The organism is Mesorhizobium tamadayense, from assembly GCF_003863365.1.
GTDB classification, from domain to species: Bacteria; Pseudomonadota; Alphaproteobacteria; order Rhizobiales; family Rhizobiaceae; genus Mesorhizobium; species Mesorhizobium tamadayense.
The window spans coordinates 1-24,094 of the sequence record NZ_RQXT01000033.1 but is presented as its reverse complement, the minus strand read 5'-3'; the positions used below and the strand labels follow the sequence as shown (position 1 = coordinate 24,094).

At 65.5% G+C, this 24,094-nt stretch carries 23 protein-coding genes and 1 pseudogene; 13 read left to right on the top strand and 11 right to left on the bottom strand.

The genetic code is table 11. The features are described from left to right. The first annotated feature begins 75 nt into the window (after positions 1-75). Positions 76-1,734 (top strand): acyl-CoA synthetase, encoded by a 1,659-nt coding sequence (locus EH240_RS23435; RefSeq protein ID WP_125003038.1) that lies wholly within the window; start codon positions 76-78, stop codon positions 1,732-1,734. A gap of 254 nt (positions 1,735-1,988) precedes the next feature. Next, positions 1,989-2,882: a hypothetical protein gene (locus EH240_RS23430; protein WP_125003036.1), complete on the top strand. Its 894-nt coding sequence runs from the start codon at positions 1,989-1,991 to the stop codon at positions 2,880-2,882. A gap of 44 nt (positions 2,883-2,926) precedes the next feature. Here EH240_RS23430 and EH240_RS23425 read toward each other — a convergent pair whose 3' ends face one another. Both EH240_RS23425 and EH240_RS23420 read right to left on the bottom strand, forming a co-directional pair. After that, positions 2,927-4,345 (bottom strand): coiled-coil domain-containing protein, encoded by a 1,419-nt coding sequence (locus EH240_RS23425; protein WP_125003034.1) that lies wholly within the window; start codon positions 4,343-4,345, stop codon positions 2,927-2,929. A 389-nt stretch (positions 4,346-4,734) separates the two neighbouring features. Then, positions 4,735-5,076: a hypothetical protein gene (locus EH240_RS23420; protein WP_245436316.1), complete on the bottom strand. Its 342-nt coding sequence runs from the start codon at positions 5,074-5,076 to the stop codon at positions 4,735-4,737. A 332-nt stretch (positions 5,077-5,408) separates the two neighbouring features. On the opposite strand from EH240_RS23420, the gene groES reads away from it, so the two are divergent. From groES to htpG, 6 genes and pseudogenes are all read left to right on the top strand, one after another. Further along, positions 5,409-5,723, top strand: a complete 315-nt coding sequence (groES, locus tag EH240_RS23415; protein WP_125003032.1) for a co-chaperone GroES — start codon at positions 5,409-5,411, stop codon at positions 5,721-5,723. An 89-nt stretch (positions 5,724-5,812) separates the two neighbouring features. Further along, positions 5,813-6,271, top strand: a pseudogene (locus EH240_RS23410) (TCP-1/cpn60 chaperonin family protein); the annotation flags it as partial. 65 nt (positions 6,272-6,336) lie between these two features. Beyond that, on the top strand, positions 6,337-6,558 hold the full coding sequence (locus tag EH240_RS23405) for a hypothetical protein (protein WP_125003030.1): 222 nt from the start codon (positions 6,337-6,339) through the stop codon (positions 6,556-6,558). Positions 6,559-6,685: 127 nt separating this feature from the next. Further along, positions 6,686-7,051 (top strand): hypothetical protein, encoded by a 366-nt coding sequence (locus EH240_RS38535; protein WP_206075318.1) that lies wholly within the window; start codon positions 6,686-6,688, stop codon positions 7,049-7,051. Next, complete coding sequence (locus EH240_RS23395) at positions 7,032-7,337, top strand: DUF982 domain-containing protein (protein WP_125003028.1); 306 nt, start codon at positions 7,032-7,034, stop codon at positions 7,335-7,337. Before EH240_RS38535 ends, EH240_RS23395 begins: the two co-directional genes overlap by 20 nt. A 54-nt stretch (positions 7,338-7,391) precedes the next feature. Continuing rightward, positions 7,392-9,284, top strand: a complete 1,893-nt coding sequence (gene htpG, locus EH240_RS23390; protein ID WP_125003027.1) for a molecular chaperone HtpG — start codon at positions 7,392-7,394, stop codon at positions 9,282-9,284. Positions 9,285-9,286: 2 nt separating this feature from the next. On the opposite strand, the gene EH240_RS23385 is transcribed toward htpG, so the two are convergent. The 5 genes from EH240_RS23385 to EH240_RS23365 form a co-directional block, all read right to left on the bottom strand. Further along, the gene (locus EH240_RS23385; protein WP_125003025.1) at positions 9,287-10,909 is read right to left on the bottom strand and encodes an ABC-F family ATP-binding cassette domain-containing protein; all 1,623 of its coding nucleotides are present in this window, start codon (positions 10,907-10,909) and stop codon (positions 9,287-9,289) included. A 331-nt stretch (positions 10,910-11,240) separates the two neighbouring features. Then, positions 11,241-11,984 (bottom strand): 2OG-Fe(II) oxygenase, encoded by a 744-nt coding sequence (locus EH240_RS23380; protein WP_125003024.1) that lies wholly within the window; start codon positions 11,982-11,984, stop codon positions 11,241-11,243. Positions 11,985-12,075: 91 nt separating this feature from the next. Next, on the bottom strand, positions 12,076-12,618 hold the full coding sequence (locus EH240_RS23375; protein WP_125003022.1) for a carboxymuconolactone decarboxylase family protein: 543 nt from the start codon (positions 12,616-12,618) through the stop codon (positions 12,076-12,078). Between the two features lie 5 nt (positions 12,619-12,623). Continuing rightward, positions 12,624-13,046, bottom strand: coding sequence for an OsmC family protein (locus EH240_RS23370; protein ID WP_125003020.1), 423 nt, complete (start codon positions 13,044-13,046; stop codon positions 12,624-12,626). A 247-nt stretch (positions 13,047-13,293) separates the two neighbouring features. Beyond that, entirely contained in the window at positions 13,294-14,826 is a 1,533-nt protein-coding gene (locus EH240_RS23365) for an acid phosphatase (protein WP_125003018.1), read from the bottom strand. A 256-nt stretch (positions 14,827-15,082) separates the two neighbouring features. Between EH240_RS23365 and EH240_RS23360 the strand changes: the two genes are divergently transcribed. Together EH240_RS23360 and EH240_RS23355 are read left to right on the top strand one after the other, a co-directional pair. Further along, entirely contained in the window at positions 15,083-16,330 is a 1,248-nt protein-coding gene (locus EH240_RS23360) for a cytochrome-c peroxidase (protein WP_125003016.1), read from the top strand. 142 nt (positions 16,331-16,472) lie between these two features. Next, a complete protein-coding gene (locus tag EH240_RS23355) occupies positions 16,473-16,670 on the top strand; it encodes a hypothetical protein (RefSeq protein WP_125003014.1) in 198 nt (65 codons plus the stop codon). An 87-nt stretch (positions 16,671-16,757) separates the two neighbouring features. On the opposite strand, the gene EH240_RS23350 is transcribed toward EH240_RS23355, so the two are convergent. Beyond that, positions 16,758-17,345, bottom strand: a complete 588-nt coding sequence (locus EH240_RS23350; RefSeq protein WP_125003012.1) for a dihydrofolate reductase family protein — start codon at positions 17,343-17,345, stop codon at positions 16,758-16,760. 106 nt (positions 17,346-17,451) lie between these two features. Here EH240_RS23350 and EH240_RS23345 point away from each other — a divergent pair, with 106 nt between their 5' ends. The 3 genes from EH240_RS23345 to EH240_RS23330 all read left to right on the top strand — a co-directional run bounded on the left by EH240_RS23345 (position 17,452) and on the right by EH240_RS23330 (position 20,598). Beyond that, entirely contained in the window at positions 17,452-17,943 is a 492-nt protein-coding gene (locus EH240_RS23345; protein WP_125003010.1) for a winged helix-turn-helix transcriptional regulator, read from the top strand. 58 nt (positions 17,944-18,001) lie between these two features. After that, positions 18,002-19,576, top strand: coding sequence for an iron chelate uptake ABC transporter family permease subunit (locus EH240_RS23340; protein ID WP_125003008.1), 1,575 nt, complete (start codon positions 18,002-18,004; stop codon positions 19,574-19,576). Between the two features lie 299 nt (positions 19,577-19,875). Next, positions 19,876-20,598 (top strand): 3-keto-5-aminohexanoate cleavage protein, encoded by a 723-nt coding sequence (locus EH240_RS23330; RefSeq protein WP_125003007.1) that lies wholly within the window; start codon positions 19,876-19,878, stop codon positions 20,596-20,598. An 82-nt stretch (positions 20,599-20,680) separates the two neighbouring features. Here EH240_RS23330 and add read toward each other — a convergent pair whose 3' ends face one another. From add to EH240_RS23315, 3 genes are all read right to left on the bottom strand, one after another. Then, positions 20,681-21,673 carry an adenosine deaminase gene (gene add / locus EH240_RS23325; protein ID WP_125003004.1) on the bottom strand — a complete coding sequence of 331 codons (993 nt, stop codon included), beginning with the start codon at positions 21,671-21,673 and terminating at the stop codon, positions 20,681-20,683. Between the two features lie 145 nt (positions 21,674-21,818). After that, positions 21,819-22,877 carry a Gfo/Idh/MocA family protein gene (locus tag EH240_RS23320; RefSeq protein ID WP_125003002.1) on the bottom strand — a complete coding sequence of 353 codons (1,059 nt, stop codon included), beginning with the start codon at positions 22,875-22,877 and terminating at the stop codon, positions 21,819-21,821. A gap of 170 nt (positions 22,878-23,047) precedes the next feature. Next, entirely contained in the window at positions 23,048-23,833 is a 786-nt protein-coding gene (locus EH240_RS23315; RefSeq protein ID WP_125003000.1) for a ThuA domain-containing protein, read from the bottom strand. Positions 23,834-24,094: the final 261 nt, after the last annotated feature.

Here is a 24,094-nt window from a genome sequence, read left to right as displayed (position 1 = left end):
CGGCGCCGTGTTTTCGGGCAATCTCTCATCAACCCACTCCATGCGGAGGTGGCCTGCGGCCGAGGGAGGATTGCCATGACCGAAATGCCCGCGGCGCTGCCGCCCTATGACGATGCCGTCCGGCGCTTCCGCATCGAGGACGAGATCGCAAGGCTCGACGGCGATCCGGCCGGCGGCATTAACGCCTATGTCGAATGCTGCGGCCGCTATGCCGGCGAAAACCGGCTGGCGCTGCGCGCGATCTCGGCCGGCGGCGCGCTGCGCGAGCTCAGCTTCGACGATCTCGCCGGCATGTCGGGCCGCGTCGGCAACATGCTCAAGGATTTGGGCGTGCGCCCCGGCGACGTCGTGGCAGGCATGCTGCCGCGCATCCCCGAACTGGTGGCGCTGATCCTCGGCGTGTGGCGCATCGGCGCCGTCTACCAGCCGCTGTTCACCGCCTTTGGCCCGAAAGCGATCGAGCATCGGCTGGGCTACAGCATGGCGAAGCTTGTGGTGACCAACCCCGCCAATCGCGGCAAGCTCGACGAGGTGGAAAATCACCCGCGTATCGCGACTATCCTCGCCCCCGCCGACGCCCTGCCCGAAGGAGACATCGATTTCCGCGCCGCCCTTGCCGCGGCCTCCCCCGATTGCCAACCGGCGATGCGCAAGGGCGACGACCTGTTCATGATGATGTCGACCTCCGGCACGACGGGGCATCCCAAGGGCGTGCCGGTGCCGCTCCGCGCCCTGCTCGCCTTCGGCGCGTATATGCGCGACGCGATGGGGCTTCGCGCCGACGACGTGTTCTGGAACATCGCCGACCCTGGCTGGGCCTACGGGCTATATTACGCCATCACCGGGCCTCTGCTGCTCGGCATCGCCACGACCTTTTATGAAGGCGCCTTCAACGCCAAAAGCACCTACGACATCATCGAGCGGCTCGGCGTCACCAGCCTTGCCGGCTCGCCCACCGCCTATCGCCTGCTGATGGCGGAAGGGCCTGAGGCGGCCGCCCGCGTCAAGGGCAGGCTGCGGGTGGTGAGCAGCGCCGGCGAGCCGCTCAATCCGGAGGTGATCCGCTGGTTCGACGCCCACCTCGCCGCACCGATCCACGACCATTACGGCCAGACCGAGAACGGCATGATGGTGAACAACCATCACGGGCTGACGCATCCCGTGCGCGCGGGCTCGGCCGGGTTTGCCATGCCGGGCTACCGCATGGTGGTGCTGGACGAGGCAGGACGCGAGCTCGGCCCCAACCAGCAGGGCGTGCTGGCGGTCGATATCGCGCAATCGCCGCTGCGCTGGTTCGACGGCTACCACCAGGCGGAGACCCCGGCGATATCTGGCGGCTATTACCGCACCGGCGACACGGTGGAGTATGAGCCGGACGGCTCCGTCTCCTTCATCGGCCGCGCCGACGACGTCATCACCTCGGCCGGCTACCGCATCGGCCCGTTCGACGTCGAAAGCGCGCTGATCGAGCATCCGGCAGTCAACGAGGCGGCAGTAGTCGGAGTGCCGGACCCGCAGCGCACCGAGATCGTCAAGGCCTTCGTCGTTCTGGCGCCCGCTTACAAAGGCAGCGAGGTGCTTGCGGAGGAGCTCGCCCAGCATGTGAAGAAGCGGCTCTCGGCGCATTCCTATCCGCGCGAGGTGGAGTTCGTCGCCGAGCTGCCGAAGACGCCGAGCGGCAAGATCCAGCGGTTTCTGCTGCGGAAGGTGGAGGTGGAGAAGCGGAAGGGGTGAGGCGCCAATCTCCCCCCTTGCGGGGGAGATGGCCGCGAAGCGGCCAGAGGGGGTCGTCTCACGTCGAGCGCCTACGGCCTGCGGACGCAAAGAGAATGTTGGCGCCCCACGCGCGGCGACCCCCTCTGTCGCCTTCGGCGACATCTCCCCCGCAAGGGGGGAGATTGCGCCGGCGCTCGCGGTCTTCTTTTAGCCCAATCTTGTCTTCAAATCCGCATAGTCTTCTCAATACGACCGAAGGTGGAGGTTACATCATGCGGCTGGTCTGGATGCTTGTCTTCGCGCTCGCGGGCGGCACGGCGCTCGCGGCCTCGCCGGAGGACGACTATATCGCCGCGCGCGACAAGGCGATTTCCGAAATAGCGGCGCTGGAAAGCTCGAACGCCCAGGTGGAAACACTCGATGCCGCGAACACCAAGGCGCTGGCCGATCTCGAGAAACGGCTCTCCGCCATTCTCGGCCCGCTTTCCGTTAAGGATTTTCCGGCAACCGGCACGATCAATCTCGAAAGCCTCAGCGCTTCCGATATCGGCTTCGGCATGCTGGACGGGCTGCGATACGCCAGGAGCGACGAAGGCCCCAGCATCGTTGCGACGACGCGCGGGCTCGCCGGGCGCTGGCTGCAGTCCAGGGCCGAAGAGGAGGATGAAAGCCTCAAGCTGCCCGCCGGCCTCGACGAGGCGCTCAAGCTTGATGCCTTCTATACCCAGGCCATCGGCGCCGACGCCGCTTTCGTGAAGACGCTCGACTTTTCGCTGAAGACGCCCGAAGGCGCCGATATCGCCGTCGCCAGGCTCGGCGGCTGGACGCAGGATGTCGGGCCGATCTACGACCAGCAGGTCGTCGTTGCGGTGGTCAAAGGCGACCGCGTCCTGATCGCCGAGGCACCCGCATCGCCGCCCGTGCCGAAGATCGCGGCCTGCGAGGCCGTTTGGACCGCGGCGGACGCGGCCGCCCAGAAATTCCAGGAGACCTATCAGGGCTCGGACCTCAAGGACCAGCAGGCCTATGATTCCGCCAACGCCGCCTGGGAAAAAGGCGACGGCGACTATCGCGCCTGCATGGGCGAGCGCCTGCCGGGCGACCCGGCCTTCCCGGCGGTGCTTGCCGAGGCGCAGCAGCTCGCCGACCATATGGCCGGCAAGTAGGCGTTCCCGGATAGCCGGCGACGCGGGTGCCGAAACTCGGCCTTTCAGGCCCCGTTGGCGCGCAGGGTGCGTCGGCTATTGCGCCGTGGGGTCGGGCGTGCGGCCTCCGCGATGATGCCGTTGGTCACGGCCGCAACGTCCTTGCGGGCCCTCGCATCCGTCACCCTATGGAGCCGCTCGTAAGGCAAGAGCTCCTTGATGCGGGCGTTGAGCGTCGCGATCTCGGCGCGCAGATCCTCGCATTCCTGCTTCTGGATATCGAGCTGGATCTGTTCGGACGCCTGCTGCAGCGAAAGCTGCGATAGGTTGGTGCTGACCACCGACAGGTTCTTCTTGTCGATTTCGCTCTCGTTCCTGAGGACGGCCAGCCTTTCCTCCGCGATCTGCCGTTCGGTCTCGGCATCGTTCAACCGTGCCTTGAGCCTTATCGTCTCGGCCGCGGCTTCGGTCTTGTCGTTGGAGGCCTGCTCCAGCCGCGATTGCAGCTCCTGGATCTCGGAGCGCAAGCCGCGCAGCTCCGCCTGGCTCCGCGCCAGCTCCGAGGCGCCATCGCTTTCGGCGATGCTGGCCGCCTCGGTTACCTCGGCAAGCTTGGCCTGCGTGATCTCGAGCGACTTCTGCAGCCGCGCCTCTTCCTTTTCGTGATTGCCGAGCTGGGCCATCAGCTCGGAAATTCGCGCGGTTTCGTTGGCGTGGGTTGCCGCGAACTCGTCGAACTTGTGCCGAGCCTCGGCCTCGCGCTTTTGCGCCTGCTCTAGGTCGACCGAAAGCCCGACCTGCTTTTCGCGAAGCAGCTTGTTCTCGGCGGCGCGCTTGTCGGCTTCGACGGTCTTGGCCGTCAGCGCCTTGACGATCTCGCCGAACTCCGCCTCGCGCCTGGCGCTCTCATTGCCCATCTCGACCAGCTCGAGCCGCACCGCCGCGAGCGCCTCGCGCAGCGACGCCCGGTCCTGGACAAGGCTTGCCTCGCGCTGCTGCCAGGCCTCGGCCGCGCCGTCGCGTTCGCGTTGCTTCCGCGCGGCGTCGAGCAGTTGTTCCGACAAGGCCTTGTGTTCGGCGCCCAGAGCGGCGTTCTCCAGCTCCAGCTCGTTGGCGCGGAGCGCATCGCGATGCAGGACGTTCAGGATCTCGCGCGTCAGCTGATGGGCGGTAGCGATCTCGGCCAGCCTCGCCCCGATCTCCTCCAGATGGCCCTGTCCGTCGCGGAAAAGCCCGGCAACGGCTTCCAGGGCGGCCAACCGTGTCTGGGTGTGCGGCGTCAGCCGCGAGGCGGAAGCCACGGACTGGGCTTCGCCCGGCGGATCCTCTTCGCTTGCCGCCACGTCGGCGGCCGCATCGTCTTCCAGGGACGTCTGTTCGTCAGCCGCGAGACATTCCTCGAAAGCTTCCGCCAGATCCGACTGGAGCTCCTGGAATTCCTTGTCTACGTTTTCGGCTCGCTTGATCAGGGATTTGAAATTCATAACGGCACACCTCTTACGCTCACACCCGCCGTATTACTTAACGAATTGCTAATCTAGCCCTTTACCTTCCGCGCGGGAAGCCTACCCAAAAGAAGGAAGAAATTAAGGTTATCATGGATTTCCAGACGCTTGCGCGAGGTTCCGCCAGCGGCATCTGCGCCAGGCGCAGCAAGTGCCCCCCAATGCGGGCAGCGGCGTTCGCCCGGCCGCGCGATGCATGCGGCCTGAGCCGCGTCGAAGAAGGCCTCACCGGTCTTGGGGTCAGGCGGCCATGTCTTATCGCGCACGCTTGGCTGTGGGCGGACCAACCCGTCGTGCAAGGGAACCGTTCCACGCTCTGGCGCGCCCTCCAACTCACGCTGTCATATACTTCTCCTTGACCTGCGACGTCATGCATCCAGGCGATTTAGGATGTGCCGACGATGCCCCATGGACTTCGATGGCGCGGCTACGACATCGAGCCGGCATAGCGCATCCATGATCTGGTCGAAGGAGACCGGCTGGTCGCTTCCCGGCCGCTGGCGCAGCGCCGGCACGGATTCAACGGCGCAAGCATCCGAGGCCCAGGACGACAGGATCGCCCGCTTTTCCTGAAGGTCGAGAGTGTCGTCCTTCAGGACCTCGTCGGGATGCCTGAAATGCGTTGCCGGCGACAGCAGCCGGTCCAGCGCAAGGTCGGATTTTTCTGGGTCGAGAGAAGGGATGATCGGCAAGGGATCCTGTCTGCCCATCTTGGTCCTCCGTCTTCCAAAAAACTCCCTTTGACGGTTCCGGGGTTTCAACGCCCTCACCCGGTAGCGAGGGTTCGAATGATTTTTGTTCTGCCGTCTGGAAAATTCAAGCGTAAAAGCGCAGCCCGCGTTCCGATTAGGGCTATGTTTTCAGGCGACTAGCACTCGGCCGTGGCGAGTGCCAAAAAATTTTTCGCGGCCTCTTGAAACCCGAACGGACAAAACCAAATCCACATGCGCGATGCCGAAAGGATTCGCGAGCCCCGCTCCGATCCTTCCCGGTTCGGAGCGGGGGAACCTCTCACAATCTGTTTGTCCAGAAGGAGAACGATATGACGTTCCGTCCATTGCACGACCGTCTGCTCGTCCGCCGCACCGAGGCCGAGGAGAAGACGGCCGGCGGCATCATCATTCCCGACACGGCCAAGGAAAAACCGCAGGAAGGCGAAGTCATCGCCGTCGGTCCGGGCGCCCGCGACGAGAGCGGCAAGCTCATCCCCCTCGACGTCAAGGTCGGCGACCGGATCCTGTTCGGCAAGTGGTCGGGCACCGAGATCAAGCTCAATGGCGAAGACCTGCTCATCATGAAGGAAAGCGACGTGATGGGTGTGATCGAGCAGACATCCGCGTTGGAAAAGGCGGCCTGAACCGGCTCAGCCGCAACTCGATCCAGTCAATGAAAGCTGCCTAGTGAAGGAGTGATCCAATGGCTGCCAAGGAAGTGAGATTCCATTCCGATGCGCGCGAGCGCATGCTGCGCGGCGTCCATGCAACCCGCGCCGCGGTCGAGGAAGGCATCCTGCCCGGCGGCGGCGTGGCCTTGCTTCGGGCCGCCAAGGCGCTCGACGCGGTGGCCGTCGACAACACTGACCAGAGATACGGCGTCGACATCGTGCGGCGCGCCATTGAGGCTCCAGCACGCCAGATCGCCGAGAACAGCGGGGCGGAAGGCTCGATCGTCGTCGGCAAGCTGCGCGAAAACGCCGAGTTCGCCTATGGCTGGAACGCCCAGACCGGCGAATATGGCGATCTCTACAGCCAAGGCGTGATCGACCCCGCCAAGGTCGTACGGACCGCGCTGCAGGATGCCGCCTCGATCGCCGGCCTGCTCGTCACCACCGAAGCGATGGTGGCCGAGAAGCCGAAGAAGGAAGCTGCATCCGCCATGCCCGCCGGCGGCGGCATGGACTTCTAAGACGCTGACCAACGGCCCGCTCCCGGCTTCGGGAGCGGGCGCTTTACGACAGATGGGAGGCTATCATGGATGTGACGAGCGGCACCGGTCCGGTCCCGGCGCCGACACATGCGCCAAGCGAGTTCCTCGCCTATGAGGCGGAGTGCCGCAACGCTTTGCAGCCACTGCTTGCGGGCTTGCTGGACGCGGCCGAATCGGCCGGCTGGAGCCGCCGTACCGCCGCCTCGACGCTGATGTTCCTGGCGGCGCAGCAGGTCTCGGCAGTGGCGACGTCGGCCAAGGGCTGAACGGCAAGGCGGACCTCGCCTGCGCAGGCGAGGTCATTTGAGTCAACCGCGCCGCACCGGTGGAATGGCATCCGGTGCGGCGTGCCAAAAGAGGACGACCGTGATTGCAGGACGACTGCGCGAGTGCTTGAAGTTGCTGAGATGGGAAGTCGCCGATCTGGCTGAGGAGCTGGATCATCCCCTAAGCGAGGTGGCGCGCTGGTTTGACGGTCGCGCACGGGCGCCGCTTGTGATCGCCGCCTGGCTGGAGGCCCTGGTCAAGGCCCACAGGGCGCTGCCGCCGCCGAGCCTGAACCAGCCCAGATCCATGGCGCAGGTTGGCCCGATAGAAGCGGTTCAAGCCTCGGCGCCCGAGATCAAGCTTCCGGAGCCGCGCGGCATCGTCCTGCAGTTGCCCTACCCGCGTCGCCAACCCCTTGCCGGCGGTCTTCGCCCCGGTCCGATGGCGCCGCAATCGAAAGGAGCTTCGGACCATGGAACACGACCGCTTTGAAGAACCCGTCACCATTCTCGTCGGCATGGGCTTGCCGGTACGGATCGAGACGGTGATGGAAGCCTTTGCCCTGCTTCAGGACTGGCTGGCGGCGAACAGGAGCAGCGCGCATGCAATCGCTCTCAACGCCTGCAGGGCCGGCATTGCCGGCGAGATCGACGCCGAAACGGTCAGGGCGACCCTGGTTGCCTTCGCCCGCCGCCACGATATTCTCCTTCCCGACATGGTTTCGCTGGCGCCGGCGGCGCTGGCAGGCGGGGCCTCCAGCACAAGCAAGACTGGCTGAAAGATTGAACCGGCGCGTGCTGGCGCGGCGGACAGAGTGCGCAGGAATTTTTGAATGACGACGGACACCAAACAGGCTGAAACCAGGATATTCGAGGCGGACGTATCGCGGCTGCTGCACATGATGGTGCATTCGGTCTATTCGGACCGGGATGTCTTTCTGCGCGAGCTGATCTCCAACGCGGCGGATGCTTGGGAGAAGCTGCGCTTCGAGGCGATCACCCGTCCCGAGCTGCTGGGCGAGGACGCAAAGCCCCGCATCACTATCTCCGCCGATCCGGACAACAGGCAACTCTGCGTCGAGGACAATGGCATCGGCATGGGCCGCGACGAGATGGCGGAGGCGCTGGGCACGATCGCCCGCTCCGGCACGCGCGCCTTCATCGAACGCGTCGAGGCGGGCAAGGCGGCGGAAGACTCGGCACTGATCGGCCAGTTCGGCGTCGGCTTCTACTCCGCTTTCATGGTGGCCGATCATGTCGACGTCATCAGCCGCCAGGCCGGCAGCGAGGAAGCCTGGCGCTGGTCGTCAGACGGCAAGGGCACCTACGAGATCGCGTCCGTGCCGCTTGCGGCAGCGCCCAAGCGCGGCACGCGCGTCGTGCTGCATCTGACGGACGATGCGACCTCCTACACTACGCCTTACCGGCTTGAGGGATTGGCGAAGTCGCACTCCGGCCATGTGCCGGTGCCGATCACGCTTGTCGAGAAGCCGGGTGCCGAGCCGCGCGATATCGCCGACGGCACCGCGCTGTGGGTCAGGCCGAAGAACGACATCAAGCCTGAGGAATATACCGACTTCTACCGCAGCCTCGCCGGCCAGTATGACGAGCCGGCCGCCACCATTCACTTCCGCGCCGAGGGCCGGCAGGAATACAGCGCGCTTGCCTTCGTGCCGGGCTCGCGGCCGTTCGACCTTTTCGACCAGGGCCGCAAGGGCCGCATGAAGCTCTATGTGCGGCGCGTCTTCATCACCGACGATGCCGATGTCCTGCCGCGCTACCTGCGCTTCATGCGCGGCCTGGTCGATTCCGCCGACCTGCCTCTCAACGTCTCGCGCGAGATGATCCAGGAAAGCCCACTGCTCGCCTCGATACGCAAGGGCGTGACCAATCGCGTTCTCGGCGACCTCGCCAAAACAGCCGAGAACGATGCTGAGGCCTACGCCAAGATCTGGGAGAATTTCGGCGTCGTCATCAAGGAAGGGCTCTACGAGGACTACGAGCGGCGCGAGCAGCTGCTGAAGCTCGCGCGCTTCCGCTCGACGGCTTCCGGCGAAGACCTGCGCAGCCTCGCCGACTATGTCGCCGCGATGAAGGAAGGGCAGAAGGCGATCTTCTTCATGGCCGGCGACGACCGCGCCCGGCTCGAAGCATCACCGCAGCTCGAAGGTTTCAAAGCGCGCGGCATCGAGGTGCTGCTTTTGACCGACCCGGTCGACAGTTTCTGGACGACGATGGGGCCGGAGTTCGAGGGCAAGCCGTTCAAGTCGGTGACGCAGGGCGCGGCCGAGCTTTCGGAGATCCCGCTGCTCGACACTGATTCAAAGCCGGATGCCGAAATCTCGTCCGAAATCGCGACCTTCCTTGCCTTCATGAAGACGGCGCTGGGTGATGCCGTTTCGGATGTGAAGGCCTCCGACCGCCTGACCGAGAGCGCCGTCTGCCTGGTCGCGCCGGAGCATGGCCCCGACCGTCAGTTCGAGAGGCTGCTCAATGCCGCCGGCCGCCTCGACAAGGCCGCCAGGCCGATCCTCGAGATCAACCCGCGGCACGAGCGCGTGCTGGCGCTGGCGAAGCTCGGCAAGGAGGAGCGCGCCTTCAAGGAAGACGCCGCGCATCTCCTCTATGACGAGGCGCGCGTGCTCGACGGCGACAAGCCGGCGGACGCCAAGGCGTTCTCGGCGCGGCTTGCGAGGCTGATCGAGCGCGGGTTGCCGAAGGGGTGAGTCTACCCCCTTAGGCCCGGCGCCTCCTGGCCGGTGCGGGCGACATATTCCGTGTAGCCGCCGCCATAGGTTTGGATGCCGTCGGGCGTGAGCTCCAGCACGCGGTTGGAAAGGGCCGCCAGGAAATGCCGGTCGTGCGAGACGAACAGCATCGTGCCTTCGTATTGCGCGAGCGCCTCGATCAGCATCTGCTTGGTCGCCATGTCGAGGTGGTTGGTCGGCTCGTCGAGCACCAGGAGGTTCGGCGGATCGAACAGCATCAACGCCATCACCAGCCTGGCCTTCTCGCCGCCTGAGAGCACGCGGCATTTCTTCTCGATCTCGTCGCCGGAAAAGCCGAAGCAGCCGGCGAGCGCGCGTAGCGGCGCCTGGCCGGCCTGCGGGAAATTGTCCTCCAGCGTCTGGAACACGGTGCGCTCGCCGTCGAGGAGCTCCATGGCGTGCTGGGCGAAATAGCCCATCTTGACGCTCGGACCGCGCGCCACGGTGCCCTCGTCCGGTTCGGAGGCGCCGGCGATCAGCTTTAAAAGCGTCGACTTGCCGGCGCCGTTGACGCCCATCACGCACCAGCGCTCGCGGCGGCGGATCTGGAAGTCGAGACCTGAATAGATGGTGCGGCTGCCATAGGATTTGTGGATACCCTTCAACGTCGCCACGTCCTCGCCGCAGCGCGGCGCCGGCTGGAACTCGAAGGCCACCGTCTGACGGCGCTTGGGCGGCTCGACGCGGTCGATCTTGTCGAGCTTCTTCACCCGGCTCTGGACCTGGGCGGCATGGGAAGCACGCGCCTTGAAGCGCTCGATGAAGGCGATCTCCTTGGCAAGCATCGCCTGCTGGCGCTCGAACTGCGCCTGCAGCTGCTTGTCGGCCAGCGCGCGCTGCTCCTGGTAGAATTCGTAATTGCCGGAATAGGAGGTGAGCGCGCCCGCGTCGATCTCGATGACCTTGGTGACAATGCGGTTCATGAACTCGCGGTCGTGCGAGGTCATCAAGAGCGCGCCGTCATAATCCTTGAGGAATTTCTCCAGCCAGATCAGGCTTTCGAGGTCGAGATGGTTGCTCGGCTCGTCGAGCAGCATGACGTCGGGCCGCATGAGCAGGATGCGGGCGAGCGCGACGCGCGTCTTCCAGCCGCCGGAGAGTTTCGCGACGTCACCGTCCATCATCTCCTGGGAGAAGCCAAGGCCGTCCAGAACCTCGCGCGCGCGGCCATCGAGCGCATAGCCGTCGAGCTCCTCGAAGCGGTGCTGCAGCTCGCCGTAGCGCTCGATGATTGCATCCATCTCGGCGGCGGGGTCGGGGTCGCCCATGGCATGCTCGAGCTCGCGCATCTCGGCGGCCACCGCGCTGACCGGTCCTGCTCCCTCCATGACTTCGGCGACGGCACTCATGCCGCCCATGTCACCGACATCCTGGCTGAAATAGCCGATGGTGACGCCGCGATCGACCGAGACCTGACCTTCGTCGGGTTGCTCCCGGCCGATGATCATGCGGAACAGCGTCGTCTTGCCGGCGCCGTTCGGACCTACCAGCCCGATCTTCTCGCCCTTCTGCAAGGCGGCCGAGGCTTCGATGAAGACGATCTGCCGGCCGTTCTGCTTGCCGATGCTTTCGAGACGGATCATGGGGCGGTCCGGGGAGTTGCGCGGGGATGGCGGGATTTGCCAGCGCAATACGCGAACGACGCCTGCTATGGAAGAGGCCGAAGCGCCGCAGATGAGACGGTAAAAATTGGCGAAGGCGCCGATGACAGCTGATCTCCCCCTTGTGAGGGAGATGGCCGGCAGGCCAGAGGGGGGCGCGAAGGATCGCCAGCATGCGGTGTCTGGCGAACGGCGAGAGCCTTCGCAGTTTTCGATCTGTGATGGGTTGAGAAGTCGGCGGGACAGCGCGCGCCTCTGCCCTGCCGGGCATTTCCCCCACAAGGGGCGAGATCAGCAGCTCGGTCGCCGCGCTCTACTCCGCGTCGTGGAAGATGATCCCCACCGTATGCCGCTGCCCGGAGCGCAGCCGGCTGACGCCGTGTCTGAGATTGACCCGGTAATAGCTCTTGGTGCCTTGCACCGGCCGGTTATGCACCGCGAAGATCACCGCGTCGCCGCGCTTCAGCGGCACCACCTCGGCGCGGCTCTGCATGCGCGGGCGTTGCTCGGTCAGCACGAATTCGCCGCCGGTAAAATCCTGGCCGGGCTGGGACAAGAGGATCGCCACCTGCAGCGGAAAGGCGAGCGCGCCGTAGAGGTCCTGATGCAGGCAGTTGAAATCGCCGGGGGCGTATTGCAGCAGAAGCGGCGTCGGCTTCACCTGGCCCTCGTCGTGGCAGCGCTTCAGGAAGGCCGCGTGATCTGACGGATAGCGCAGCGCGGCGCCCATTTTCTCGTTCCAGTCATTGGCGACAGTGGCGAGCCGCGGATAGAGCGCGGTGCGCAGGCCCTCGATCAGATCGGGCAGCGGATAGCGGAAATAGCGGTATTCGCCCTTGCCGAAGCCGTGACGCGCCATCACCACATGGCTGCGGAAATGCTCCTCATGCGGATAAAGCGCTGCGATTTCGGCGCATTCCGAGGGCGAGAGCAGGCCGGGCATGACCGCGCAGCCATGGGCGTCGAGGTCGGAGACCAAGGCGCGCCAGTCCTGCGCGACGACGCGGGATTCGGCGGAGCGGCCGGCGCGCTTGGTGTTCAGGGAGTGGATGGTCATGAGCGCCTCCTTTGATCGTGATCAAAGTGGGGCGGAGGCGACGCGGCGGCCACCCGATTCGTGCGGAGGCGGGCGGTCTCCCCTTCTCCCCTCACATAAGGGGAGAAGGAGAAGGTTTGCGATACCCCTCCAGCTCCGGATCCAGGTCCACCTTCACCGCATTGGTGAACACGCAGGTCGCCACCATGATGCCGGCGAAGGCGACGAGATTGACCAAGAGCGTCTCGTCGTGGCGCGCCTTGAGCGCCGCCCAGATTTCGTCCGGGACGGCATTCGCATCGGCGGCGATCGTCCTGCCGAAGGCGATCAGCAGGGCCTCGTCGGTAGTGGGCTGGATCGCTTCGGGATCGAGGCCTGAGTCGATCAACGCGCGGCGAAAGAAGGTAACCGGAACCTCCGCGCGCAACGTCTCGGAAATCGCCATCGAGAACAAACAGATGGCGCGGTCGTGGAGCGTGGGCCTGAGAAGATCGCGCAGTGTGAACCATTCGGCATAGATGCGGTGGGCGGCCGGCGAATGAAGCAGGATGCGCTTCATGTTGGTCATGCGGCCGCGCAGCGCGAGTTCCCTGTCGTGCTCGGCGCGGATTTCCGGCGATGCCGTCGCGTAGTCGATCGGGGAAAGATGCGCCATCGCCCTCACCCCAGCGTCGCGTGCAGCGCGGGCGCGTCGCGCAGCGTGTTGGAGACGGTGCAGATCGTCTCGGCATCCTCGACGATGCGCTGCTTGGTGGCCGCGTCGAGGTCGCCTGCAATCTCCAGCCTGATGTTGAATGTCTCGACGCGCGACGGCTCGTCCTTGGCCTTCTCGCCGCCGACATCCGCCCTCACCTCGCCGAGCCGGTCGGCGACGCCGAGACGCGTTGCGGCGATGCGGGCGCTGAGCACCATGCAGGCGGCTAACGAAGCGTAAAGCAGGTCGAGCGGGTTGAAGCCCGGCGCGCTCACCGACGTCACCACGCCGACCGTGCCGCCGGTCGGTGTCGTCACCGCCGGCAGGCCGCCCGGCGGCAGGACGGCGGAAGCGCCGGTTGCGCGGGTTCTGATCTTTAGCTCTGCCATCACACGGCCTCCAATTGGGAGGCCATTGATAGCGGACGGGAATTCATGGAGGCAATCGTAGAGGCAGGCCTTGGGCGATTAGCGTTTCCTCTCCCCTACGAAAGAGGTGGCTCGGCGAAGCCGAGACGGAGTGGGGGGCTGGCGCGGCCTCGATAGTTCTTGGGGTAGATGCCCTGCGAAGACCCCCACTCCGGCCGCTGCGCGGCCACCTCTCCCCCCGCATTCGCGGAGGGAGAGGAAAGGCGCTTCACTTCGTCAAATCGAGCGCGGCCGTCAGGTCGCCCATCGGCGGCTGGTCGTTGTTGCGCAGCGCCTTGTCGCGGACGACGAGGCCCGGCAGCACCGGCAGGTCGTAGCGGGCGGTGATGAAGCGCAGGATCGAGGTGGTATCGTATTGCGTGTGGTCGACCGTGCCCATCCTGGCATAGGGCGAGATGATGAAGGCCGGGACGCGGTTGCCCGGGCCCCAGCGGTCGGCCTTGGGCGGCGCGACATGGTCCCAGAAGCCGCCATTCTCGTCATAAGTGACGACGACCAGCATGTGCGGCCATTGCGGGCTCTTCTCCAGATGCGCGACGAGGTCGGCGAGGTGCTTGTCGCCGGAGGACACGTCGGCATAGCCGCCGTGTTCGTTCAAATTGCCCTGCGGCTTGTAGAAGGTGACGGCCGGCAGCTTGCCGTCGTCGATCGCCTTGATGAACTCGACCCCGTCGAGGCCACCGTCCTTGAGGTGTTCGGCCCGCGCGGCTGTGCCCGGCGCATAGGGCGCGAAATAATTGAAGGGCTGGTGATGGAACTGGAAGTTCGGCACGGGCGTGGTGTTCTTGCCGTCGAGCGTGGCCTGCCAGGCGCCGCTATACCAGGCCCAAGAAATCCCCTTGAGCGAGAGCAGATCGCCGATGGTGATGTCGTGTTGCGGCGGCAGCGTGGTCGGCTGCGCCGGATCGGCAAGCGCCTTGTCGCCGCCCTCGGCCGGCTTGTTGGCGCTAGGCTGGTAAGGCGGCTGCATGGTGTTGACGACGTGGAAGTCCGGCGTGATCGCCCCGTCATTGACGAATTTCGGCACGCCGCCGAGAGCCGAGGCCGGCGAGTTGTCGGCCACCTTCAGCGTCACACCGTCGGGTTCGACGACGGCGATCTGGCCCTTCGCCGGGCCGGTGTCGACATGCGGGTAGACAGGCACGCAGGCGCAGGCGAGCATGATATGGTTGAGGAAGGAGCCGCCGAAGGCGCCCTGGAAGAAATTGTCGGCGAGCACGTATTTCTTGCCGACCGCCCACATCGGCAGGCTCGAGCCGTCATAGTGGCCCATGACCAGCGAGCCGGAATCGGCCCAGGCGACGAACTTGTCGTTCTTGCCGGCGTCGATCTGCATCTGCTCCTGATAGAAGCGGTGCCAGAGATCATGCGTAATGACGTTGGTGCCCTCGTTGAAACCCTTGGGGTCGTCGATCGAGAACGCGGCATTGGCGAGATGCGCGGTCTGGGCTTCGGTCACGGCCGGCGTCACGCCCTTGCCGGTCAGCCCGCCCCAGGCCGGCGGCAGCTCGGCAAGCGGCGTGCCGTCGCGGTCGAGTTGACGCACCTGGTCGGCGGTGAGATTGGCGAGCCCATTGGCGCCGGGGAAGCCGCCATAGAGATTATCGAAGCTGCGGTTCTCGGCGTAGATGACGACGACGGTGTCGATCTTGTCGTAGCCGGGAGGGGCCGCCTGCGCGACGGCGACGAGCGATGCCAGCGCCGTTGAGGCGAGGCAAAGTGAGAGGAAGGACCTAGTCATCGGGGATGCCTCGTGGCTGGGGAATGGCTGGAGGAACAAGGCGACGCTAGGCTGGCTGATTGTCAGCTTTGTGACAGGGGAGTGGACCGACGGCTGTAAGTCCTTAACCCGTTACGCTGGAGGGACAGCGTGCCCCCTCTGTCCTGCCGGACAGGGGGGCGCGAAGGAACTCGACGCGGGCAAATGACCACATCCCAAACCGTCATCAATCCGTAGCAATGCGGCCCTACGCAAAGGCAAACTGGTTCGCCCCGCAATGCCACAATGGAAATCCGCCACGCTTGCCGCCCTCGCCGGCACCGTCCTCCTCTGGCCCGCCGGCGGCCTGCCGGCCGGCAGTGTCCACCCCGGCCCGATGTCGCGCGCGGAAGCTTTCGCGCGCGCCGAGGCGCTGACGGCGGTCGGGCGAAAAATGTTCTTCGATCCGGCGCTGTCGGCCTCGGGCAGGCAGGCCTGCTCGTCCTGCCACGATCCCAATCATGCCTTCGGCCCGGCTTCGGCCGCGCCGGTTGTGATGGGCGGGCCGAATCTCGACCAGCCTGGCCTGCGCGCCGTGCCGTCGCTGCGCTACCTGCAGGCGGCGCCCGCCTTCAGTGAGCATTTTTATGATTCCGAGGACGAGGGCGACGAGAGCGTCGACAACGGCCCGACCGGCGGGCTGACCTGGGACGGCCGCGCCGACCACGGCAAGGACCAGGCCAGGATCCCGCTGTTGTCGCCCTTCGAGATGGGCAACAAGGATGAAGCCGCCGTGGTCGCCGCCTTGCGCAAGACGCCCTATGCCGATGCCTTCAAGGCGGCGTTCGGCGACGATGTCTTCGACCATCCGCAAGATGCCTTCGACGCCGCGGTGGAGGCGCTCGGCACCTTCGAGCAGAGCAGCGCCGATTTCTATCCCTATTCCAGCCGCTACGACGCCTTCCTCGCCGGCAAGGCGACCTTGACCGCGCAGGAGTTGCACGGCCGCGCGCTGTTCGAGGACGAGAGCAAGGGCAATTGCGCAAGCTGCCATTTAAGCGAACCGGCAAACGACGGCGAGCCGCCGCAATTCACCGATTACGGCCTGATCGCGATCGCCGTGCCGCGCAACCCGGCGATCCCGGCCAATGCCGACCCCAACTATTTCGACCTCGGCCTGTGCGGCCCGCTGCGCACCGATTTCAAGGGCCGCGGCGAATATTGCGGCTTGTTCAAGACGCCGACGCTGCGCAACGTCGCGCTGCGCAAAAGCTTCTTCCACAACGGCTATCTCCACACGCTGCGCGAGGCGGTGGCGTTCTATGCCAGCCGCGACAGCGACCCCGGCCGCTGGTATCCAAGGAACGCCGACGGCACCGTCGACAAGTTCGACGACTTGCCAAAAGCTTATTGGGGAAACCTCAACACGGACCCGCCCTTCAACCGCAGGAAACCCGGCGACAAGCCGGCGCTGACCGACGCCGAGGTCGACGACATCGTCGCCTTCCTCGGCACGCTGACCGACGCCGACCAGGCGGGGCAGTGAGGGCGGCTCAAAGCGCGCCGCAGACCGGCAGACTTTCCCTCCGGTCAAAATAATCGGTGGACACGTCTTGTTTGTGTGGCCTCTTTCACAGGCGGCCAGAAAGCATCTGCTACATTAGCATCTCTTCAGAGCGGGGGCTCAAATGAGATTCGTAGCGGTGCAGGAGCCGCCCCATCAGAGCTGGGCGGTGTTTGATACGACCAATGACCAGCCCGCCGAACATGCCGGGCGCGTGCTCATCGGCCTGACGTCGCATGAAGCCCAGCGGTTCACGGCCGCGGCCAATGATGAAGCCGGGTGTCGAAAAACCAACGCGCTGCAGTCGCGTCCTGGCGGGTGAGGCAGAACACCGACGGCACGCCGTCGGCCTGGAAAAGGCGAGCGAACAAGCGGTTGAGACGGCGCGCTGCCGGATTGATTCAGGTCCTCACCCGGCCGGCGCGTAGCGGTTCACCACCATGCCGCAGGCATAGGCTTTCGAGCTGATGAGCTTCAGCCTGCCGAAGCCACCCTGATCGAAGATGCGGCGGCCGCTGCCCAGCACCGCCGGATTGATGAAGAGCTGGAACTCGTCGACCAGCCCGGCGGCGATCAGCGCCGAGGCGAAGCCGGCACCGCCGAAGGCGGCGATGTCGCCGCCCTCACCAGTCTTGAGGGCGCTGACCTCACGCGCGAGTTCGCCGCCGGCGACCCGCGCGCGCTCCCACCGCGAGGCCTTCAGCCTGGCGCTCAGCACCACCTTCTCAGCTTCGACGATGCGCTGGGCGAAAGCGTAGAAGCGGTCCTGTGGAAATTTCCTTGCCGCATTGCCCCAGTGGTTCAGATAGCCCTCCCCGGCCATCTTGCGGCTGAGCAAGATGGTGTCGATGGCTTCGAACACGGCGTTGAAGTCCGCTTTCAGCTCGGCATCCCAGTCGCTCTCGTCGCCCCATTCCCAAAGCTGCCAGCGATGGTGTGCATCGGCGCCGACGAAGCCGTCGACCGAGATCTGCATTTGCAAGATGAGCTTCTTCATTGCGCGGTCCTCCTCATGTTTCCCCGAACGATTTACTTTTGGGATCATTTGACGCGCAAGGAGAATGGTGTCAATAGTAAAGCGATTTACAAATGGAACCACCTTTATGTCGACCAGGGAAAGGTCCGGCTGCCCGATCAGCCTGTCGCTCGAGCTCATCGGCGACCGATGGACGCTGCTCATCATCCGCGACCTTGTCTTCGCCGGGAAAAGGCATTTTCGCGAATTCCTGCAATCGGACGAAGGCATCTCGTCGCGGACGCTCGCCGAGCGGCTGCAGACATTGCAGGGCGAAGGCATCCTCACCCGCAGCGACGATCCGACCCACGGGCTGAAGGCGATCTACCGGCTGACCGAGGCCGGCATCGATCTGTTGCCGGTGCTGGCGACGCTTGGCGCCTGGGGCAGCAAATATCGCAAGGCGGACGACGAGCTGGCTCGGGTCGCCAATGACCTCGCGGCCGGCGGCGAGCCGGCCCTAGCGCCGATGAAAGAGAAGCTGCGGGCGGAGCATCTGGGTAGAGCCAGCCCTGCTGATCGGGGGGAGATCAGCAAACCTCCCCCGCCGCCTCGTTTTGCCCGACAAATTAAAAGTTGACTATTTTACTCATCTTGCATAGCGCTGCCCCCGGCTTTTTCGAGATGGGGATTTCGCAATGGCCAATCGGCGCGTTCTGGCAGGGCTTTTGCTGGCAACGACTTTCCTGCATGCGCCACATGCGTTGGCACAGGAGAAACAGGACGTGCTGGCGCCGATCGAGATCGAAGGAGAGGCCGGCAACGGCAGCGCCGACTTCGACGGCTACAAGGCCAAGAAAGACGCCGGCGCCGGCAAATCCGACCAGCCGCTGGAGAAGACACCGCAAGCGGTGAGCGTCGTCGGCAGCCGGCAGATCGAGGACCAGGCCGCGCGCAGCGTGGTCGAAGCCACGCGCTATTCGCCGGGCATCCGCTCGGAAACCTTCGGCAACGACACGCGCAATGACTGGTTCCTGATCCGCGGCTTCTCCTCGCAGGTCAGCAGCTACTTCCTCGACGGTCTGCAATTGCAGTCGAGCGACGGTTTCGCCACCTGGAAGGTCGCCGCGCCGCTGGCGGGCGCTGCCCTCGTGCTCCTCGTCGACCAGCTCATCCAGCGCCTGCCGCCCGACCAGGCGGCGAACCTGCCGACCGGCGCCGTCACCGCGCTGATCGGCGCGCCGATGCTGATCCTCTTGCTGCGCCGCGTGCCGCGCCTGATGCTGGAGACGGGCGGAGGGATCGCCACTCGTCTTGGCGGCGGCAGCGCAAGGCGGCCGATGGTCGTGCTTGCCGGTCTGGCCATCGCGCTCGCTCTTGTGCTTGCTCTCGCCTTCCTCCTCGGCCGCGCGCCCGACGGCTTCGGTCTTTATCCGGAGGCTTTTGCCTGGCGCCTGCCGCGCGTCATCGCTGCCTGTGGCTCTGGCCTCGGGCTCGGCGTCGCCGGCTGCCTCGTCCAGCGCCTGTTCGCCAACCCGATGGCGAGCCCGGAAATCCTCGGCATCGGCGGCGGCGTCGCCATGGGATCGATCGCGGTGCTGCTCATCTTTGCCGATGCCAGCGCCGGGCTGCAGCTTCTTGGCGCGACAGTCGGCGCGTTGACGGTCACCGGCGCGATCCTGCTGCTCGGCCTCGACCGCGGCTTCACGCCGGAGCGGCTGCTGCTTACCGGCATTGCCATCACCGCCCTGCTGGATGCGTCGAGCCTGCTGTTTCTCGCGCTTGGCGATCCGCGCTCGGGCCAGGTGCTCACCTGGCTGAGCGGATCGACTTATTGGGTCGAGCTCCATTTCGCGATCGTCGTGCTCTGCGCCGGCCTCGCCGGGCTGGCGCTCTCGGTGCTTGCCTGCCGCTGGCTGGAGATCCTGCCGCTCGGCGCCGGCATCGCGACCAGCCTCGGCATTCCGCTGCGCGCCGCGCGACTGGCGGTGCTGGCGCTGGCGGCGATCACGACGGCGGCCGCGGCGCTGGTCGTCGGCCCGATGAGCTCAGTCGGGCTGCTTGCGCCGCATCTGGCCGGGCTGATGGACTTGCGCCGCGCCGGTCCGCAACTGATCGGCGCGGCGATAACGGGGGCGGTGCTGGTGGTATTCGCCGACTGGACCGGACGCGTTGTGTTTGCGCCGACGGAGCTGCCGGCAGGGGTCTTGTCGGTGCTGATCGGGAGCTTGGCGGCGATGGGGGCGGCGATGGTGAGGCGGGCGGCGAGGTAGGCTACCAGCGTCTTCGCGAGGCACCCCCCTCTGCCCTGCCGGGCATCTCCCCCCAAGGGGGGAGATTGGACGTCGTGTTTGCTTTCGCCAATCTCCGGCGTCGCAGGAAGATGGCCGGGCGCCGGAGCTGCTGATCTCCCGCCTTGCGGGGGAAATGGCCGGCAGGCCAGAGGGGGTGCGAAGGATCGCGGCGCTGAAGATCACGGCGACAACGGATGCCTGTCAGCAATCCTGACCAGTGGCCGTTTCCGCTTTGCCCTGCTTGCGCTAGACTCGCATTGCAACAGGATCGCCATCGCATGATCGTCCAGGCCTGCATCAACGGCGCCCGTCCCGCCGACTTCCATCCGGCGCTCCCCCTCGACGCGAACGCCATGGCGCGCGAGGGCGCGGCCTCGATCGCGGCGGGTGCGGCCGAGTTGCATGTGCACGCGCGCGGCGCCGACGGCCGGGAAAGCCTCGCCCCGGAAACGATGGACCGGACGGTGGCGGCGCTGCGCCGTGCCTGCCCCGGCACGCTGATCGGCGTCTCCACCGGCGCCTGGATCGAGAAGGACGACAGGCGCACGCTTGCGGCCATCGCCGGCTGGAATGAACTGCCCGACTACGCCTCGGTCAACCTCAGCGAGGCGGCGGCGCCCGAAGTGATGGAGACCTTGCGTGGCCGAGGCGTCGGCATTGAGGCCGGGCTTGCATCGATCGGCGACGCCTTGCGGCTCGCCAGCCTCGACCATGGCAGGCGGGTGCTGCGCGTACTGATCGAGATTTCCGAGCAGGCGCAGGACGAGGCTTTTGCCGTCGCCGACGGCATCGAAAAGGTGCTGCAGCGCGAGGGCATCCGGCGCTCGATCCTGCTGCATGGCGAGGACGCGACCGTGTGGCCCTTCGTCGAGCGCGCGGCGGCGCGGAAGTTTTCAACCCGGGTTGGGCTGGAGGACGGCAAGGAATTGCCGGACGGGAGTGTCGCCGACGGGAATGCGGCACTGGTACGGGCGGCGATAGGGATTTATCGCACCGGGTAGATGCCTGGCCGCGTCGGCAGAACAGAGGGGGCGCCGTAGAACGCCAACCTGCTTCTCCGAGACACCGAGAAGTCGAGCTTTGTCAGGCCCGCCAGACCGCCAAATCCGCCAGTATCTGCGCCTTTAGCGCAGGATTGGCGTAGCTAGCATGCACCGAGGTCGCGGCGAGCTGGCGGATGGTTTCGCTGTTCCAGCCAAAGGTGTCGGCGCAGGCGGCGTAAGAGGCTTCGAGCGTCGTGTCGAGCAGCGCAGGATCGTCGGTGTTGATCGAGACGGGCACACCGGCCTTGCGCAGGGCGTCGATCGGATGTTCGGCAAGCGACGGATAGACGCCGAGCGCGACGTTCGAGATCGGGCAGACGCCAAGAGGAATCCGTCTCTGCGCAAGCAGGTCGACCAGAGCCGGCTCCTCGATCGCCCGCACACCATGGTCGATGCGGTCGGCGCCAAGCAATTCGATTGCATCGCGGACGCCTTCGGGACCGCTCGACTCGCCGGCATGGACGGTCCGCCGCAATCCGGCCGCCGCGGCGCGGCGGAACGCCTCGGCGAAGCGCGGGCCAGTGCGGCCGGCCGCCGCTTCGTTTCCGTCGATCGAGAGGGCAACGACGCGCGGGTGCCTGATCCTGCTCAACAGTTCCACCAGCTCGATCGCGTCTTCGGCCGACTGGGTGCGCAAGAGGCTGACGCAAAGCCCGACCGGCGGGTATCCATCCTGCTCGGCGGCCGCGAACCCTGCATCGAACGCGTTGATCATCCCGGGGATGTTGCTGTGCCAGTGCGGCCAGTGGGTCGGGTTGACGATGACGTCGGCGTAACGCACGCCGCTTTTGGCCATTCGCCGCGCAAACTTGTAAGCGGTGATGGCCAGTTGCTCACGTGTGCGGAACGTGCCGCATAGCCAGTCGAGCATCTCGAGGAAGCTCTTCAGGTCGTGCGCCTCGAAGAGCCTGTCGCGCGGCGCGCGCAGCGGAATGCCGGCCTCCTGGCAATTCCTGATCACGTCGTCGGCCTCGAAGCAGCCCTCGACGTGGATGTGCACTTCTGCCTTCGGCAACGCGATGTAATCGGTCAATGAAGCCTCCCTCCCGAATTCGTGGCCGCATCAAACCACGAAACGGTCCGTCCACGCTTCAAGAAATCATTGAAAGAATTGTGCGCGGAAACCGCCAATCTCCCCCGCAAGGAATCCGCAAGGAAGGGAGTTTAGCGCTCAACCGTCACTGCGTGTCCGCGTGGGCCCTCAGCTCGGCGCGCTTCTCGTCCGACACCACGGCAAGGTCCAGCACCTTCTGCAGACCCGCGGCGTGGCGGAAGTTCGGCTCGGTCTGCACGCCGCTCTTCACCGCATCGACGAAGCGCTGGTAGTTGGTCGGCACGGTGCCGGCGTCGAGCTCTTCCCACTTGGCATTCTCGACATTGCCGCCGACACAGGCCTTGAGCAGCGAGCCGTTCAGATTGTGCACCACCTCGATGCCGCCCTTGTCGCCATAGATGCGCAGTCTGAGCTCGTTGAGGTGGCCGGTCGCCCAGCGGCTGGCATGCACCATGCCGAAGGCGCCGTTGGCGAAGTCGAGCGTCATGGCGAAGCTGTCATTGGCGTCGAGCTCGTACTCGCCGATACGGTTGCCCGGCGCCTTGTCGAAGGCGCGCAGCCTGCAGAAGACATGGTCGATGTCGAGGGCTGCGCCATAGCTCGCGAAATCGAGGATGTGGATGCCGACATCGCCCAGCACGCCGTTCGAGCCGTGGTTGCGCGACAGCCGCCACAGCCACTTCGGATCGGTGCGCCAGTCGCCCCAGAATTTCGACACCAGCCAGCTCTGCAAATAAGAGGCTTCGACATGGCGCACCGTGCCGATCTCGCCGGCCTGCACCATCTGGCGGGCTTTCTGCAAGGGCGCGACATTGCGGTAAGTGAGGTTCACCATGTTGACGATGCCGGCGGCCTCCGCGGCGGCGGCCATCTCGATGGCCTTGCCGAAATTCTCGGCCAGCGGTTTTTCGCACAGCACCGGCTTGCCGGCGTTAATCAGCGCCATGGTGGTCGGGTGATGGATGCGGTCGGGCGTGACATTGGCGACCGCGTCGAAACCGCCCCAGTCGAGCGCCGCCTCCAACGAGGTGAAGCGCTTGGGGATCTTGTAGGCATCGGCGTATTCGCCGACGCGCGCCGGGTCGACATCGACCGCGCCGACGATGTCGACGCCTTCGATGGCGCTGAAGCGGCGGGCATGCTCCTGCGCCATCCAGCCGGTACCGAGTATCAAAAGCCGCATTTTGCCCCTCCGAGCGAATTGGTTCGATTCAATGAAATAGGCGGATGTGGTCTAATCGTTATTTTCACGCAATTCCAGACGGAAAACCGCTGCGCACTTTTCCTGGAATTGCTTTCTTGCTTGTCGCAATTCCGGACGGAAAACCGTTGGGCACTTTTCCTGGAATTGCTTTAGCGGAAGCCGGCCTCGCCGACCGCATGCAGCTTGCCGCCGCGCTCGACGATCGGCTCCAGCGCCTTCTCGACCGGCACGTTGGGGGCGTTGAGGATGGCCGGCTTCGACCCTTGCGGATTGTGCGCCCACTTCACCGCATTGCGCAGCACCTTGTGCACGGTCGCGTCGTGGTAGGTCGGATACGTCTCGTGGCCGGGACGGAAGTAGAAGACGTTGCCGGCGCCGCGGCGATAGGTCAGGCCGGAGCGGAACACCTCGCCGCCCTGGAACCAGGAAATGAAAACCGTCTCGAGCGGCTCCGGCACGGCGAACTGCTCGCCATACATCTCCTCATTCTCGAGCTCGAAAAACTCGCCGATGCCTTCCGCGATCGGATGGCTCGGGCTCGTCACCCAGAGCCGCTCGCGCTCGCCGGCCTCCCGCCATTTTAGCGTGCAGGGCGTGCCCATCAGCCGCTTGAAGATCTTCGAGAAATGGCCGGAATGGAGCACGATCAGCCCCATGCCTTCGAAGACGCGGCGGGCGACGCGCTCGACCACCTCGTCGGCCACCGCGCCATGGTCCTTGTGGCCCCACCAGACGAGCACGTCGGTCTCGGCGAGACGCGCCTCCGGCAGCCCGTGCTCCGGCTGCTCCAGCGTCGCGGTCGAGGCGGAGATCGCCTTGTCGGCATTCAGCGCGCTGGCGACGGCGGCGTGCATGCCTTCCGGATAGATGCCGGCCACCACCTCGTTGGTTCGCTCATGGATGTTCTCGCCCCAGACGACAGCGCGTATTGTCATGGTGTCCTCGTGAATGATTGTTGAGGGTGGAGCCGCCCCGCGCCATAGATAACGTCTTGCGCCAGTATTGGAAGCCGTTTTCACCCTTCGGCTTCGTCATGTCGACGCGAAGAAGTCTGAAAGGCCGGCGGGACAGCGCCCCCCTCTGGCCTGCCGGCCATCTCCCCCACAAGGGGGTGAGATCGGACTGCGCGCCGGCTTTCGCCAATCTTCCACGTTGCAGAATGGGTGCAGCGCCGAAGCTGCCAATCTCCCCCTTGC